This is a genomic window from Phycisphaeraceae bacterium (assembly GCA_020639155.1).
Classification (GTDB): domain Bacteria; phylum Planctomycetota; class Phycisphaerae; order Phycisphaerales; family UBA1924; genus JACKHF01.
This window is the reverse complement of sequence record JACKHF010000002.1, coordinates 175,128-190,185: the sequence shown is the minus strand read 5'-3', so window position 1 is coordinate 190,185 and position 15,058 is coordinate 175,128. Positions and strand designations below refer to the sequence as shown.

Here is a 15,058-nt window from a genome sequence, read left to right as displayed (position 1 = left end):
CTTCAGATGGTGGAACGTGAGAAACGTCCCTGTTTCCATAAACAACAGTTCACCAACCGACAGCACCGTTGCCAGTCAGCGCATCGGCGCAAGAGTCAGCCGACAGATCATCATATACAAGGAGCCCGTTCTTTGCGACCAGAATAGCACTCGGTGAAACGAGATTACTCGCCGATTGATCGACAGCCGAAGATGGTCAATGTTCAATCAAGGTCCAATAACTGCATTGACGACATGCAGGTCAACTATTCTCGTCTGATTTCCAGAAACCGATCAAACCTCTCCTCGTTTTCGATTACACTCATCTGGTCCGGGCAGCTTTGCTGTTTGAGATCGAACCGGCACTTCCCCGCAATGGCGGCATTTGATCGGTCGACAGATGGAACAGCGAGCAGTATGTGCTCGGACACACATATATCCGCGATTCCCCGTCTGCTTCATCGGGTATCGCGTCATTTCTGGAACCCCGGAGGTTGTGCCATGAGAACTGGTTCTGCTGTCGTTTTTTCCATTCTTGCGTTTGCAGGCTCATCTGGCGCTGCTATCAACCTTTCTCACGGATCATCATCGCTCCCGCTACTAACCAGTTCCAACCCACACGATTCTGCACCCATTGCGTACTGGGTGTTCTTTCTGGACAAGGGCATCGAGCCCGGGCCAGCTATGGATGCGGCACTCGCTGAACTCGAACAGACATCAAATACTCGCATGATCGCACGCCGCCAGCTGCGCCGAACCGCACCTGGTCTGTTCGACGAACGCGATCTGGCAGTGCACCAGTCGTACATCGATGAAGTGCTGACCACGGGCGCAACACAGCGGATCACAAGCAAGTGGCTGAACGCGATCAGCGTCAATGCAACCGAGGATCAGATCGACGCGATCGCAGCTCTCGCACACGTCACCAAAGTGCAACCGGTCGGCGTTTCAGTCGGTGTGGAACCGATCGAAGTAAACGACCATCAACTGATCATACCGACAGTTGACGGCACGTTTTACGGGAACGCTGAAGCACAGCTCGATCAGATCAATCTCATCACGCTGCACGATGCTGGACACACGGCGCAGGGTGTTATCATCGGTATTCTCGACACCGGCTTCAAACGCACACACGATGCGTTTAACCAGCCAGGGCATGTTGTCAATGTGCTCGCCGAGTATGACTTTGTCAATGACGATCCCAACACCGCGCCAGAACCCGGAGATGATCCGGGCCAGCACAACCACGGCACATACATCCTCGGCACCATCGGATCGTATCTTCCCAACACCATGGTGGGCGGCGCGTTTGACGCTTCCTTCATCCTGTGCAAGACCGAAGATATCACAAATGAGTATCAGCAGGAAGAAGACTTCTATGTCGCGGGCCTTGAGTTCATTGAGAACAACGGTGGTGATATGGCGACCTCTTCACTCGGATACATCGACTGGTACTCGCAGAGCAATCTTAACGGCGTGACGGCTGTTACTACTATCGGCGTCAATATTGCAACTGCAAACGGCATGTTCTGCTGCACCGCTGCGGGCAATGAGGGGCACGACTCAAACCCGAGCACAAGTTCGCTTATTGCCCCCGCTGACGCATTCGAGGTGATTACTTGCGGTGCGGTTCGCAGCAACAACGCAGTGGTTGGGTTCAGCTCCGATGGCCCCACCGCTGATGGACGCGTCAAGCCCGAACTCATGGCTCGTGGCAGCAACACATGGACAGTCTCACCATCGAACGATTCTGATCTGACGCAGGTTAGTGGCACATCGCTCTCTACACCGCTTGTCGCCGCAGCGGTTGCATGTCTGATCGAAGCACAACCGGGCTGGACCGTCTCCGAAATGCGAAGCATGTTGTTTGCAACCGCCCAACCACTCGGCGCAGCCGTGCCGGATCCAGAGTTTGTGTGGGGCTACGGCATCATGAATGCGTTTGATGCCTTTGACAATGACTGCAACGCGAATGGTGTCCCCGATGCAACTGACATCACCAACGGCACCAGCCCCGATGTGAATGGCAATGGAATCCCCGATGAGTGCGAGGGACTCATCTGCTATCCAGACTGCGACAACAGCGGCACACTCAACGTGTTTGACTACATCTGCTTCGGCAACGCATACGCTGTGAACGATCTATATGCGGATTGTGACGGAAGCGGCACGCTCAACGTGTTTGATTACATCTGCTACGGCAACGCCTACGCAACAGGTTGTCCGTAAGCTAGCGATCAGACTGTCCACTGCAACTTCTGGAGTGTGCGCTCAACGCGCATGCTCCAGTTTTCGTATCCGGCTCGTCCCATGAGCCCGAATGTCGCTTGTTTGCCGGTCTCAACCGCCGGCTGGTCGTAGGCATCAATGCCCAGCAGTCTTCCCGCATACGCGGTCACCATCTCCCACAAATACAAAAACTGGCCAACTGTGCGTTCGTTCACCTCGGGGAACGTGAGTGTGAAGTTGGGTCGCTGCGATTCGACGAGCGCGTACTCGGTTGCGCGGCGCTCTCTGTTGAGGAGCGTGCCAAGGTCCGATCCCTCGAGATACTGTATTGCTTCAACACCGAGCCCTGTCGGGATTGGTACGTCACGCGCAAACTGTTCAACCTCGACGAGGCAGAACACCTTGTCGTTCGGTCCATCGCGGTAGAGTTGCACCTGCGAGTGCTGGTCCGTCGCGCCGAGCGCTTTGATCGGCGTGAACCCGACGTGGTCAAGCCCCTGCACGGAATCGGTTCGCTTGCCGAGACTCTCGGCCCACAACTGTCGGAACCAGTCGGCGAGCAGATACAACTGGTTCGCATACGGCATCATCACATGGTTCGTTTTGCCCTTGGACATGCCGAACTCAACAAGTATTACTGCGAGCAGCGCTGCCGGATTCTTCAATAGTTCCGGGTTGCACGTCGATTCGTCCATGTCGGCTGCACCGTCGAGCAATGCTTCGATGTCAATCCCACACATTGCTGCACTGAACAGTCCAACCGGCGAAAGCACACTGAAACGACCACCGACGCCTTCGGGCACGGGTAATGTGCGATACCCGTTGGCATCGCAGATCGTGCGCATAGTGCCCTTTGCAGGATCGGTCACTGCGACAATGTGCTTCTGATGCGCATCGCCAAATCTTGCCTTGAGCATATCGCGGATGATCATGAACTGCGCAGCGGTCTCGGCGGTTTCGCCCGACTTTGAAATGACGTTGAAAACAGTCTTCTCAAGACCACCCCCACCACCCATGCTCGTCGGCGCATCGCAGAATGTCATCACCTCGCCGAACGCAACAGGATCAACATTGTCGAGCACGAAGAGCCTTGGCCCCTTGCGCGATCCAGCGGGCAGGAGATTGTGGACGGGTGATCGCAGCGCGCCCTGCAGCGCGATGTTCCCGAGCGCCGACCCGCCAATCCCCAGCACCACGAGATTCTCGACACCATCCGGGAACGCGCTGTTGCACGCATCGACCGCATCGCGCACCTGCGACAGATGATCCGAACGCATCGGATCACGGTGCAGATCGCGCCAGCGCTCCCATCCGGAACCGCGTGAAGCATTCAGCTTTTCGGTGATCGAACGAACGGATCGCGAAATTGTGCTGTCGACATCGAACAGCACAGGATCAAGCCCGTGCTCACCGACACGCTCGGTCATGCAGTTGGCAAAGTCGATCCGGATGGCAGACGTGGCAGTTTTCATGCACACAGGATATCAGCACGAACGCGCTGATAGAACATCGATTGGACATGGAACTTTGTTTATGCGCCGTGTGCAGCCGGATTGCTCTTCCACAGGGCAAAGTGGTTGCCGCTGGGGTCTTTCACGATCGCAAACCAGCTGACCGGCCCAACGGGGGTCTCGGGCATCACGACATCACCGCCGCCCGCCTTGATCTTTTCGCAGGTTACGGGGATGTCCTCGACGTAGATGTAGTTAATCATCCCCTGCTGCGCCCCATCGGGCAGCTTGCAGATGCCGCCACCAAAGTTAGACCCTGCATGGTACAGCGTGTAATCCATCTCGGGCACATCGGTAAAAGTACACCCGAAGATGTCGCCATAGAACTTTTTGAGGACTGCAGGATCTTTCGCGGGAATCTCAATGTGGCACCACGAGCCCGGAGCAGGCGGCTGTCGTTGTGGTTCTGTCATTGTGTGGTTCCTTCGCCAAGCTGTGCTGAAAGGTCAGTCGTTCTCGACATTGATTGTAATCGAGCTGTTCGATGTTTTCACGATCGAAACGGGCTCAGGATTGCCAATGATCAGTGCGCCGGAGGTTTTGCTTAATGAGTTCCACGTTGTATCTGTACTCGACGAGATATTGGGATTCACCCTGCCGTTGGACGTGTTGCACTTGAGTGTGCCCACAAACGCGGGGCCGACCGTAATGCTCACACTCCCATTGCTTGAGTCAGCATGCAATGGCCCCGGATTGTCGGGTGTCAGCACAATCTCGATTGAGCCGTTGGAGGTGTCTGCATTTGCTCTTCCTGAAACTCGGATCAGTTTCACGCTTCCGTTGGATGTGTCGGCATTCACATCACCCGCATGGTCCTCGACGCGGATTGATCCGTTGGAAGAATCGAGCAAAATCATGCCCGATGTGCCAAACGCACGGAGCGAGCCATTACTGCTATGGATCTTTGCACCATCACACTGAGCCATGTTGATGACGTAGCTTGTCCCTTCGCTGTTCAGCGCTCTACCGTCGGGCCACACCGTGCGCACCTCAAGCACACCTTCTGCATTGGTCTTCGCAGAAATCTGGGTCGCATCGGCACGCTCCTGTGTCCGCGCCTTGATCACAGCATCGATGACAATCGTGTCAGTGGTATTGCCAGTGAATGTTGCGTGCGAGCCTGCGAAGACGTCGATCTTCCCGTTTCGGGACGAAACATCGAGTTGCGCCGGCGTGCCCGCCGACTCCACCACCAGTTGCACCTCGCGCTTGAACTTCGCTGCACCACCAAAGTTCACACATCCGGAAAGCGATACTGCACAAAGCAACGCAATGGAAGCTTTGGTCACTGTTCTGCGGGAGAGACTCATATTGCTCGGCTCCTGATATCTATCGACCTTCTTCTTCAGAACGCCAGATGGCTGAGAACCAGTTGATTGGGGCAACACGACCGAACATTTCAATACTCACCGCAAGCCATACTCCTTCAGTTTGCGGTACAGCGTGCGTTCGCCGATCCCCAGCAAGGTTGCTGCCTGCTCGCGGTTCCCGCCGGTGAGTTTGAGTGTCTCTCGGATGGCCCGCTTCTCGATCGCTTCCAATGACGTCCCCGCGAGTGATCCCACGGGATGCCCTGCCTCGCCTGCTTCTACCGGGTCGTCAGGCGGCCTGACGTTCTCAGGCAGATGCTGCACATCGACCTTCATGTTCGCATCACCCGATCCGATCGCCTGCACCACCGCGCCCTGCACAACATTCAACAGCTCTCGTACGTTCCCCGGCCAATCGAACGCGGTCAGGCGCAGCAGCGCGGCATCCGTGATATCTGGCGCTGGAGCACCCGGACGGAGCTGATCTGCAAACTTTGCCAGCGCATGACGCACGATGCGCGGGATGTCGTCGCGTCGATCGCGCAGTGGTGGCAGATGCACGTGCGCCCCCTTGATACGGAAGAACAGGTCCTGACGGAACGTGCCGTCGCGCACCATCTGCTCAAGATCGCGGTTCGTTGCGCTGACAAACCGCACATCCACATGGCGGGGATCATTCGAACCGAGCCGAATCACCTCACCGCTCTCAAGCACGCGCAGCAGCTTCGCCTGCATGTTCAGTGGCATGTCGCCGATCTCGTCGAGGAACAACGTTCCACCATTGGCGTACTCGAACACGCCCGCGCGTTCCTTGTCCGCGCCGGTGAACGCGCCTTTCACATGCCCAAAGAGCTGATCCTCAAGCAAACTCTCAGCCTGACCCGCTGCATTGAACGTCGCAAAGCGCTTCCCGCTCCGATCAGAGTTAGTGTGTACTGCTTGCGCAATCAGTTCCTTGCCTGTTCCGCTCTCGCCGGTCACCAACACCGGCAGCTTGGACGGCGCAACTGTTTTGATCGTCGTAAAGATGCGACGCATCGGCTCGGACGCTGCGATGATCCCCTCAAACCCATCGTGCTGAACGAGTTCGCTCAACCCCTCACCAATCGAGTCGCCCTCGTGGCGTAGCAGCACCGTCTCGGCTGCGCGATTGACGACCGAACGGAATACCTCAAGGTCGAGCGGCTTCTCGATAAAGTCGAACGCGCCCTCCTTGAACGCCGACCGCGCAGTCGGCACGTCGCCGTGGGCTGTGACCATGATCGTCTCAGCCTGCGACTGGAGCGCTCTCGCAGCCTGCAGCACGATCAGCCCAGCGTTGCCGCCGTCACTTGCAACCACCTGCCCGTCGAGCCCGCTCACGCCGCCCGAGTTGGGCATGCGCAGATCGGTCACAACGACATCGAACGTGCCGCCACGCAACTCGTCCATCGCGCCAGCAACATCGCTGACGATGGTGCAGATATGCCCGGGCTTGTGCAGAGCGTCCGCCATGACCTCAGCATGGTCAGCGTCGTCCTCCACGAGCAGGATCTGGGCGACGATGGCCCGGGATGGTTTGGATGATTCTCCGACTCCTGACATGGGGCTATGGTAGTGATGGAGAAGCCGGTTGTCGGTGATTTGATCACGTCATCTCGTTATGGCTCTTGGCTCATTCTGCATTTGACACCTGAGCAATACCACAACACCCTCACACAGACATCCACACCTGCTCCCGACTTTTCCTTGCACTGGTCGGCAGGTTTCACTTGAATACATTGGCACACGGATTGCGCAACGAAAGCATCCGTGTAAAACAACATAGCCCCGCGCACCAGCACCGGGGGCTCAGCGGCAGATGCAATCAACGCAGTATCTGCTCCAATGAGGCGGTGGTGCAGTAAGACTCAAACGAACTACGGACAGCCGGCCTGGAACAGCGCGTCAAAGCACAGCACATCGAACGTGTCCACCACGCCGTTGCCGTCGCAGTCGGCGCTCGGATCATTCGCGTTGTAATAGTTTGCAAATGTCACAGGGTCCATCACGTCGAGATCGCCGTCGTCGTCCTGGTCCGCGTAGCAGTCGAACGGGCAGAGCGGCATGCACACACGCGCGACGTAGGTCTCCCAGTCCTGGTTCGATGCGCCGAGTGTTGAGTGCCCCCAGAACTGGCACCAGTTCGCAGGATCGACATTCGTTCCGGAGTAGTCCGCCGGATTCAGATAGTTCGATGTCTGGCTCGCGCCGATGGTCCATGTGGTGCCTAGCACGCCCGCGGGGTCGCCCGCCTGATGCACGCCCATCCTGAACGTCTGGTTCATCGTCGGGCTGCCCTCGGTCCACGTCAGCACCACATCCTTGAACGCGTTGACCGCGATGCTCGGGTCGTACGCGTCGCCGCCGGGCAGCGCAATCTCGCCAACCTGCGCGACCAAGGGCGTGGCGTTCGGATCCATCGGCCAGCCGTTGGTGTGGATCTCGTACCAGCGCACGACGCGCTCTTCCAGTGGCACAGGCTCGGCGACCGAGTTCGGATCGACCGGCCACACACTATGGCACGTCCACAGTCTGCCGCCCACGATCGGGTCCGATCGGTATGTCGCGTGCAGGATCGAGCGACTGGTGACTCCCTGCGTGCCTGTGGGGAGTGTCACGCCGTTCGATGCAGCATTGGTTCTTGTATTGAACCACTCGGGCAGCAGACCGCCCGTGACCGGCGTGCTCTCGTACGCGTACGTGTGCGGGAGTGTCGAGCTCTTCGTGATCGCGCCGAGTGTCAGTGTGTCCTGGAATCCAAACGCGATCTGCGAGTTGATTTCCGGCACGATCGTGTACACGGGATCGGTGTTGTTCCACGCGTCGTACTCCACCGCCAGCGCGTGCCCCCACGTGTCGTCGATGTTCTTGAGCTGGATGAACTGCGCATCGGTCTGCGTTGCGGTGCCGTTCATCAGCGTGTCCTTGTCCACCATCATCAGCGTCGTGCTTTTAACATTTGTAGTACCTTCGTCGTCAAGAAACGCGATGTACAGTGTGTCGTCGTCCACATAGATTGTCTGGTTGTGACCAACGCCGTGCAGGTTCGAGCAGTTCCCGTTCTCCTCCCACAGACAGAAATCGTACTTGTACCAGTGCCCGCTGGGATTGCCGGTGGTGTTGTTCGTGTTGTTGATGTTCATCCAGTTCGCGGGCGTGTCTGTGGTTGAAACCGCAATCTGCACGTGAGCATAGTTAAATGGTAACGGAAAGCTAATTATATTCTTTTCCTTCCACTCAATCGCAACCACCCAGAATCTGTGGTGCTCCTGATCGTAATACACCACTGGATCAGCAATGTGCGCGTGCTCGCGTGTGTTGGATGGATGTTCCACCGCAAAGAACGCGGGGTCGGTCGACGTTGGATCGTCGTAGTCGGCCATCCTTGCCTGTCCGGGTGTGCTCAGCAGCTGCCCCGACTTATCGAGCAGGCGCAGGTACGCGTTGGAGCACGTCAGGATGCACGTGTGCCCGACGGCGATCTCCGCGTCAGAGTTTGTCACGTTGAACGCGAAGGGGTTCCGCTCGTGGTCGGGAGTCGTTGGCACGATGGTGCATGATTGCCCTGCGGCAGTCCCAGCGAACACAGCAACGCCCAGTCCGATCACAGCAGTACGCAGTTTCATGGCTCTTCCTTCCCGTTTTTTCTGGCACAAACGCCATACCAGTGTATAGTGATTATGGGTATTTACGTTGCACGCTGGAGGAGCAGAGAATGAAATTAGGCGTTCTACCTAGTGCGATTGCACTGCTCGCATCGCAGTCAGCGCTTGCAGATCTGCAATCCCCTGAGATGTGCGGATTCACAATCGAAGTGATCGGCGGGGACGTATCAGCACACAATCCTGAAATCACTGTGCGTATTATGGCGTACTTTCCAAGCAACTTCTTTGCTTTCGGTGGAGCCGACTTTGATCTTGTCAGCTCGGATCCCAATGGGGTGTTCTCGAATATCGAGCTTCCTGCACCTATGGGACCGCCTGGAATATGTAGCACATTCTACCCAGGTACCATGGTTAATGGAGGACTAATAGATGCAGGAGCTATTCAGTTTAACGCGGTCGGCTGCACTGCAAACCCAATGAATCCAATCCCAATTTGGCAGGCAACGTGGTCCACGACAGACTTTGCTCCGAGAGATATTGTCCTGACAACAGCGAACACAGAAACCTTTGGTGTGTATGAAGATATTGGTAATGCCGGTGGACCCAATCTTGTCCCACTTGGTCTGTTCCAGCACGGATCGGCTGTGATCCACGTTGTTCCAGCGCCAGGCGCGTGCGTGCTTGCGCTTGGCAGCGTTGTGTGTGCAACGCGCAGGAGACGATGACCAGTGCGCAGAACGAGGCTGACAACATGGTGCGCAGTCGTATTGCTTGCTTCACAGTCAGCGCTTGCTGATCTGCAGTCTCCAGAGATGGGCGGGTTCACAATCGAAGTGATCGGCGGGGACGTCTCAGCAACTAATCCGGGAATCACTGTACAGATTTCAGCATATTTTTCAGACCAGCATTATTTTGCATTTGGGTGGTCACAATATAGCCTGCAAAGTACAGATCCTGATGGTGTATTCTCTCACATCTATCTCCCCGCCCCGATGGGATCATCAGGAGTATGCAGCACATTTTCGCCAGGCACGCTTACCAATGGAGGGTTCACAGACGCATCTTCATTTCAATCGAATATACTCGGCTGTACTGCTAACCCATTGACTCCGATCCCAATCTGGAAGGCGACATGGTCGACAACTGATTTCACCTCGCGCGATGTTGTGCTTTCCACTACTGATACGCCATGGTTTATTGTGTATGAAACAGTGGGTTCGCTTGGTGGCTTTGATCTTGTCGAACTTGGTCTGTTCCAGCACGGATCGGCTGTGATCCATGTTGTTCCAGCGCCGGGCGCAAGTCTGTGTGCGATCGGCGGCTTTGTTCTTGTGTCGCGCAGGAGACGATGACTGGTGCGCAGAACGAGGCTGAAAACATGGTGCGCAGTCGTATTGCTTGCTTCACAGTCAGCGCTTGCTGATCTGCAGTCTCCAGAGATGGGCGGATTCACAGTCGAAGTGATCGGCGGGGACGTCTCAGCACACAATCCTGAAGTCACTGTGCGCATCTCAGCATACTTTCCATCGACCTACTTTGCTTTTTTATTAGCTGACTTTGATCTTCTCAGTTCTGATCCCGATGGTATGTTCTCGAACATCACATTGCCCGAACCAATTGGACCACCCGGGATATGTAACACGTTTTATCCAGGCTTGCCAATAAGCGGAGGCGTGATCGGTGCAGGTGCTTTTCAAGCTAACGTAGGTTGCACAGCGAATCCAATGAACCCTATTCCCATCTGGGAAGCGACGTGGTCGACGACGGACTTCACATCGCGCGATGTGTTATTGACTACCGCAAACACAGTGTCCTTTGGAGTGTATGAGGGAGTTGGTCATGCTGGCGGTCCCAACCTCGTCGAACTCGGTCTATTCCAGCACGGTTCGGCTGTGATTCATGTTGTTCCAGCGCCGGGCGCAAGTCTGTGTGCGATTGGTGGCTTTGTTCTCGTGTCGCGCAGGAGACGATGATCGGTGCAAAGCACGAGGCCGACAACATGGTGCGCAGTCGTATTGCTTGTTTCGCAGCCAGCGCTCGCTGATCTGCAGTCTCCGGAGATGGGCGGGTTCACAATCGAAGTGATCGGCGGGGACGTATCAGCACACAATCCACAAGTTACGGTAAGGGTATCAGCATACTTTCCAAGTAACTACTTTGCGTTTGGATGGGCAGATTTTGGACTAGAGAGCACCGATCCTGATGGGACATTCGCGAGTATCATATTACCTGAACCAATTGGACCACCCGGAATATGCAACACATTCCTTCCCGGGAGCCCATCCAATGGCGGGATCATTAATGCATTTACATTTCAGTTGAATGCTGTTGGCTGCACTGCATACTGGATGAACCCAATTCCTATTTGGGAAGCAACGTGGTCCACGACGGATTTTACCGCGCGCGATGTTCAACTGACAACCGCAAATACAACATACTTCGCTGTATATGAGACAGTTGGCTCAGCAGGTGGCCCGGACCTTATCCCACTTGGTCTGTTCCAGCACGGTTCGGCTGTCATCCATGTTGTTCCAGCGCCGGGTCTAAGTCTGTGTGCGATTGGTGGTATTGTGTGTGCATCGCGCAGGAGACGATGACCAGTGCGCAGAACGAGACTGACAACATATTGCGCAGTTGCACTGCTCGCATCGCAGTCAGCGCTCGCTGATCTGCAGTCTCCGGAGATGGGTGGTTGGCAGATCGAAGTGATTGGGGGAACCGTTTCGCCTCACAACCCACAAGTGACTGTGCGCATATCGGCATACTTTCCAAACAACTACTGGGCGTTCGGTTGGTCATGGTTTGACGTTGCAACAAATGACAATGAAAGTCATTTTCAATCCATCGTGTTTCCTGATCCGCTTGGTTCAAGGCCGAACTGTGCATACCTCACACCCGGTGTCCCAGAAAATGGCGCAGTAGTCGGCAATGTTGTCGGCCAAGTCAACATTGGCTGCTCAGCGCTCCCAATGAATCCGATCCCAGTTTGGGAAGCTACTTGGAGCACTACCAACTTCGATCAGAGAAGTGTTTCTGTCGAGACGCTCAACTCAGTTCAGTTCCGTGTATATGCAAACTCGAGCGCAACACTTGACACAATTGATCTTGTCGAACTTGGTCTGTTCCAGCACGGATCGGCTGTGATCCATGTTGTTCCAGCTCCAGGCGCAAGTCTGTGTGCGATCGGTGGCTTTGTTCTCGTGTCGCGCAGGAGACGATGACCAGTGCGCAGAACGAGGCTGGCAATATATTGTGCAGTTACACTGCTTTTATCGCAGTCTGCGCTCGCAGATCTGCAATCCCCTGAAATGTGCGGCTTTACTGTTGAGGTGATCGGGGGAAATGTTTCAGCACACAACCCTGAAGCCACTGTGCGCATCTCAGCGTACTTTCCATCCAACTACTTTGCTTTCGCGTACAGTGAGTTTGATCTTCTCAGTTCTGATCCCGATGGGATGTTCTCGAATATCACATTGCCTGAACCGATTGGGCCACCCAATCTGTGCAACATATTCGAGCCGGGTGTGCCTACGGCTGGCGGCGTGGTTGGCGCGAACTTTTTCCAAATAAACATTGGCTGTACCGCAAACTGGATGAACCCAATTCCTATTTGGGAAGCAACGTGGTCCACGACGGACTTCACAGCGCGTGATATTCTGTTGACAACTGCAAACACGAATATTTTCGCTGTATATGAGACAGTTGGCTCAGCAGGTGGCCCGGACCTTGTCTCACTCGGTCTGTTCCAGCACGGTTCGGCTGTGATCCATGTTGTTCCAGCGCCGGGCGCAAGTCTGTGTGCGATTGGTGGCTTTGTTCTCGTGTCGCGCAGGAGACGATAATAATCTAGAAATACTATATACAGTAACCATATCACTTCATAATACACTACCGAGTTTTCATTATTTGGTATTACGAACGCTACACTACACACCCCTGCCGATGGGCAGCGCACATGGCGATCGCGATCGCGTCTGCCATATCAGCGGGTGTCGGCAGTTCAGCTAGCGACAGCGCAGCCTGCACGCCAGCCTGCATCTGTGACTTTGACGCGTGACCGAACCCCAGGAGTGACTTCTTCACCTCCGTCGGCTTCAGTTCTACGAGCGGGATCTGTGCTTTTCGGATCGCTAGCAGGATCACACCCCGAGCGTGGCCCATCGTGATCGCGGTCGTCGGATGTTTGTAATGCGCAAAGAGTGATTCCACCGCGACAACATCGGGATTCACACGATCGAGCAGCGACGACAGATCCGCATCGAGCTCGAGCAGCCGATCGATGACAGGTCGTTTGTCTGAGCCGTGTATCAGTTTGAACACGCCAGCTTCAATCAGTGTGATCTGGTCCTGGCGCTCTCGCGTCTCGACGCACCCATAGCCGGTGATTCGAAGACCAGGATCAATGCCGAGCACACGCATAGACAAGTCTATCGGGAGATCGGGCTCAATCGGCAGAGTCTGACGCAAACGTGCGCGCGTAATGCCTGATCCAGTGGACGGCAGCCTTCACCATGCAGTCGGCCTCGAAGTGGATCCGATCACCCGGCTCACGATCCGCGAGCGTTGTGCGCACGAGCGTCTCAGGAATGAGTGCCACCTCAAACCATCGCTCTGCAACCGACAACGAGGCGACCGTCAGCGACACGCCATCGATCGTCACCGACCCCTTCGGCGCAACATACTGCATGAGCTCGTTATCAAGCGACAGTCGAACCCGATAGCCATCACTTGTCGAGACAGCATCAACCGTCGCGAGCCCATCGACATGGCCCTGCACAATGTGCCCGCCAAGGAGGGTGGTCGGGGTGCAGGACTGCTCCAGATTCACCTTCATGCCGGGCTTCAATGTGGCAAACCACGTTCTGCTGATGGATTCAGCGATGACATCGAACACCCAGCCGACAGCGTTTGCCTCGACCAGTGTGAGGCAGCAGCCCGAGACACAGATGGAATCGCCGGGCGACGGCACGGGGATCGTGCAGGAATCGGCGGTATTCGGCTGGACAATGAGACGTACAGCCCCTGACTGAGCAGGATGCTGCTCAGTGGAAACAACCGAACCGACAGTCTGGACGAGACCTGTAAACATACATGATCTTGGCACAAAGGGGAGCCGGAATCGACCTCCAGCCGTACAATACCACCCCTCCGCCGGTTTCTGCTGGCGATTTCCCCTTGCCTCGAACCAAATCACGCTGAGGAAGCCATCCATGTGTCATCCTGCCCGCCGCTCTTTCTCCCACTATCGACACGCGCTCCTCTGCACATGCCTTGCAGGTTTGAGTGTGAGCCTGCTCGGGTGCTCGGGTGGCACCACGCGGATCGAAGCTGATGCCCCACCGCCAATCGACACGACCAGCGCGTTTGATGAGTTGGGTGTAAATGCGGACTCAGCGACGCAGATGGGATACCAACTCGACTGGCGTGGCGCTCCGTTCCTCAGCGCAGGTGAGCGTATCAAGTTTGTTCGTGAGTATAACGACATTGTCGCTGTGCTCGACACAGCTGGAAACCTGTCTTTCCTTGATGCCCAGACAGGCGCGTACAAGGGGAACAGGCCCGTTGGACTGACCAGTTCGGACTTCCTTGGGGTGTTCCGCGTTGGACCAACCATCTTTGTGACAACCGAGAGCGAAATCTTCGGGGTGAATGTCAGTTCCCATGATCTTGTTATCCGCCAGAAACTTGCACACATTGTTTCGACAGGCCCAGCAATTGCTGGCGGGACACTTGTCTTTGGCACCTCCTCCGGTGCGATTCGCACTCATCTGCTGCAATCCGATGCTCCATACTGGTCGAACGGCACAGACAATCCAGTACTGCACGATCCGCTCGTTGTCAGCAGCAACACAGTAACTGCAGTCTCAGAGTCAGGTGAGATCCTGACTATGGACGCTTCCAGCGGTGCAACTGTTGGCCGTGCAAAGATCTATGCAGGTCCGGGCGCGGATCCGATCACAGGCGACGGACTGCTGTTCATTGCCAGCAAGGATCAGTCTCTGTACTGCTTTGCTCCAGGTCAGCGCGAGCCGATCTGGCGCGTGCGCACCCAGCATCCGCTTGAGTTTGCCCCGACGTACCACGAAGCAGCACTATACTGCACCGTCCCTGGACAGGGCATGACAAAGTACGACGCACTTGAAGGCAATGTCCTCTGGTCTCGCACTGAAGTTGAGGGCACTGTTGTGGCACAGCGCAGGAACACGATACTGGTCTGGAACTCCGGTGGTATCACAGTGATGGATGCGGAATACGGCGATGTGATTCGTGAGGTACCGCTACCCGGCGCACGCGAAGTTCTGGCAACGTCATTTGCTGATGGACCACTGATCGTCATTGGCAAGTCTGGCGCGATCGCACGGCTCATCCCACAGTTCTGAGCACACAAAACGATTCTCTTTAG

At 55.9% G+C, this 15,058-nt stretch carries 15 protein-coding genes; 8 read left to right on the top strand and 7 right to left on the bottom strand.

Features of this window, described 5'->3' with window-relative positions:
- Positions 1–480 precede the first annotated feature (480 nt).
- Entirely contained in the window at positions 481–2,208 is a 1,728-nt protein-coding gene (locus H6815_11430; GenBank protein ID MCB9861049.1) for a S8 family serine peptidase, read from the top strand.
- A gap of 8 nt (positions 2,209–2,216) precedes the next feature.
- On the opposite strand, the gene H6815_11425 is transcribed toward H6815_11430, so the two are convergent.
- The 5 genes from H6815_11425 to H6815_11405 form a co-directional block, all read right to left on the bottom strand.
- Complete coding sequence (locus H6815_11425; protein ID MCB9861048.1) at positions 2,217–3,680, bottom strand: glucose-6-phosphate isomerase; 1,464 nt, start codon at positions 3,678–3,680, stop codon at positions 2,217–2,219.
- Between the two features lie 59 nt (positions 3,681–3,739).
- Positions 3,740–4,132, bottom strand: coding sequence for a VOC family protein (locus H6815_11420; GenBank protein ID MCB9861047.1), 393 nt, complete (start codon positions 4,130–4,132; stop codon positions 3,740–3,742).
- A gap of 33 nt (positions 4,133–4,165) precedes the next feature.
- Positions 4,166–5,029: a DUF4097 family beta strand repeat protein gene (locus H6815_11415; protein ID MCB9861046.1), complete on the bottom strand. Its 864-nt coding sequence runs from the start codon at positions 5,027–5,029 to the stop codon at positions 4,166–4,168.
- Between the two features lie 96 nt (positions 5,030–5,125).
- Positions 5,126–6,613 (bottom strand): sigma-54-dependent Fis family transcriptional regulator, encoded by a 1,488-nt coding sequence (locus H6815_11410; GenBank protein MCB9861045.1) that lies wholly within the window; start codon positions 6,611–6,613, stop codon positions 5,126–5,128.
- A 314-nt stretch (positions 6,614–6,927) separates the two neighbouring features.
- Positions 6,928–8,676 carry a hypothetical protein gene (locus H6815_11405; protein ID MCB9861044.1) on the bottom strand — a complete coding sequence of 583 codons (1,749 nt, stop codon included), beginning with the start codon at positions 8,674–8,676 and terminating at the stop codon, positions 6,928–6,930.
- Positions 8,677–8,765: 89 nt separating this feature from the next.
- Here H6815_11405 and H6815_11400 point away from each other — a divergent pair, with 89 nt between their 5' ends.
- From H6815_11400 to H6815_11375, 6 genes are read left to right on the top strand one after another with little or no spacing between them, the layout of a single operon-like run.
- Positions 8,766–9,380: a hypothetical protein gene (locus tag H6815_11400; GenBank protein MCB9861043.1), complete on the top strand. Its 615-nt coding sequence runs from the start codon at positions 8,766–8,768 to the stop codon at positions 9,378–9,380.
- A gap of 3 nt (positions 9,381–9,383) precedes the next feature.
- Positions 9,384–10,007 (top strand): hypothetical protein, encoded by a 624-nt coding sequence (locus H6815_11395; protein ID MCB9861042.1) that lies wholly within the window; start codon positions 9,384–9,386, stop codon positions 10,005–10,007.
- Positions 10,008–10,010: 3 nt separating this feature from the next.
- A complete protein-coding gene (locus H6815_11390; GenBank protein MCB9861041.1) occupies positions 10,011–10,628 on the top strand; it encodes a hypothetical protein in 618 nt (205 codons plus the stop codon).
- Between the two features lie 3 nt (positions 10,629–10,631).
- Positions 10,632–11,252 carry a hypothetical protein gene (locus tag H6815_11385; protein MCB9861040.1) on the top strand — a complete coding sequence of 207 codons (621 nt, stop codon included), beginning with the start codon at positions 10,632–10,634 and terminating at the stop codon, positions 11,250–11,252.
- 3 nt (positions 11,253–11,255) lie between these two features.
- On the top strand, positions 11,256–11,876 hold the full coding sequence (locus H6815_11380; protein ID MCB9861039.1) for a hypothetical protein: 621 nt from the start codon (positions 11,256–11,258) through the stop codon (positions 11,874–11,876).
- 3 nt (positions 11,877–11,879) lie between these two features.
- Positions 11,880–12,497: a hypothetical protein gene (locus H6815_11375; protein MCB9861038.1), complete on the top strand. Its 618-nt coding sequence runs from the start codon at positions 11,880–11,882 to the stop codon at positions 12,495–12,497.
- 79 nt (positions 12,498–12,576) lie between these two features.
- Here the strand turns inward: H6815_11375 and H6815_11370 are convergent, their stop codons facing one another.
- Together H6815_11370 and H6815_11365 are read right to left on the bottom strand one after the other, a co-directional pair.
- Positions 12,577–13,074: a crossover junction endodeoxyribonuclease RuvC gene (locus tag H6815_11370; protein MCB9861037.1), complete on the bottom strand. Its 498-nt coding sequence runs from the start codon at positions 13,072–13,074 to the stop codon at positions 12,577–12,579.
- Positions 13,075–13,099: 25 nt separating this feature from the next.
- Positions 13,100–13,744 carry a riboflavin synthase gene (locus tag H6815_11365; GenBank protein MCB9861036.1) on the bottom strand — a complete coding sequence of 215 codons (645 nt, stop codon included), beginning with the start codon at positions 13,742–13,744 and terminating at the stop codon, positions 13,100–13,102.
- A gap of 121 nt (positions 13,745–13,865) precedes the next feature.
- Here H6815_11365 and H6815_11360 point away from each other — a divergent pair, with 121 nt between their 5' ends.
- Positions 13,866–15,035 (top strand): PQQ-binding-like beta-propeller repeat protein, encoded by a 1,170-nt coding sequence (locus H6815_11360; protein MCB9861035.1) that lies wholly within the window; start codon positions 13,866–13,868, stop codon positions 15,033–15,035.
- Positions 15,036–15,058 lie beyond the last annotated feature (23 nt).

Bases quoted from the DNA above. Each gene is read 5' to 3' on its own strand.
- H6815_11400 (MCB9861043.1), top strand. From the start codon at position 8,766: ATGAAATTAGGCGTTCTACCTAGTGCGATTGCACTGCTCGCATCGCAG.
- H6815_11420 (MCB9861047.1), bottom strand. From the start codon at position 4,132: ATGACAGAACCACAACGACAGCCGCCTGCTCCGGGCTCGTGGTGCCAC.
- H6815_11365 (MCB9861036.1), bottom strand. From the start codon at position 13,744: ATGTTTACAGGTCTCGTCCAGACTGTCGGTTCGGTTGTTTCCACTGAG.
- H6815_11360 (MCB9861035.1), top strand. From the start codon at position 13,866: ATGTGTCATCCTGCCCGCCGCTCTTTCTCCCACTATCGACACGCGCTC.
- H6815_11410 (MCB9861045.1), bottom strand. From the start codon at position 6,613: ATGTCAGGAGTCGGAGAATCATCCAAACCATCCCGGGCCATCGTCGCC.
- H6815_11425 (MCB9861048.1), bottom strand. From the start codon at position 3,680: ATGAAAACTGCCACGTCTGCCATCCGGATCGACTTTGCCAACTGCATG.
- H6815_11430 (MCB9861049.1), top strand. From the start codon at position 481: ATGAGAACTGGTTCTGCTGTCGTTTTTTCCATTCTTGCGTTTGCAGGC.
- H6815_11405 (MCB9861044.1), bottom strand. From the start codon at position 8,676: ATGAAACTGCGTACTGCTGTGATCGGACTGGGCGTTGCTGTGTTCGCT.
- H6815_11415 (MCB9861046.1), bottom strand. From the start codon at position 5,029: ATGAGTCTCTCCCGCAGAACAGTGACCAAAGCTTCCATTGCGTTGCTT.
- H6815_11370 (MCB9861037.1), bottom strand. From the start codon at position 13,074: ATGCGTGTGCTCGGCATTGATCCTGGTCTTCGAATCACCGGCTATGGG.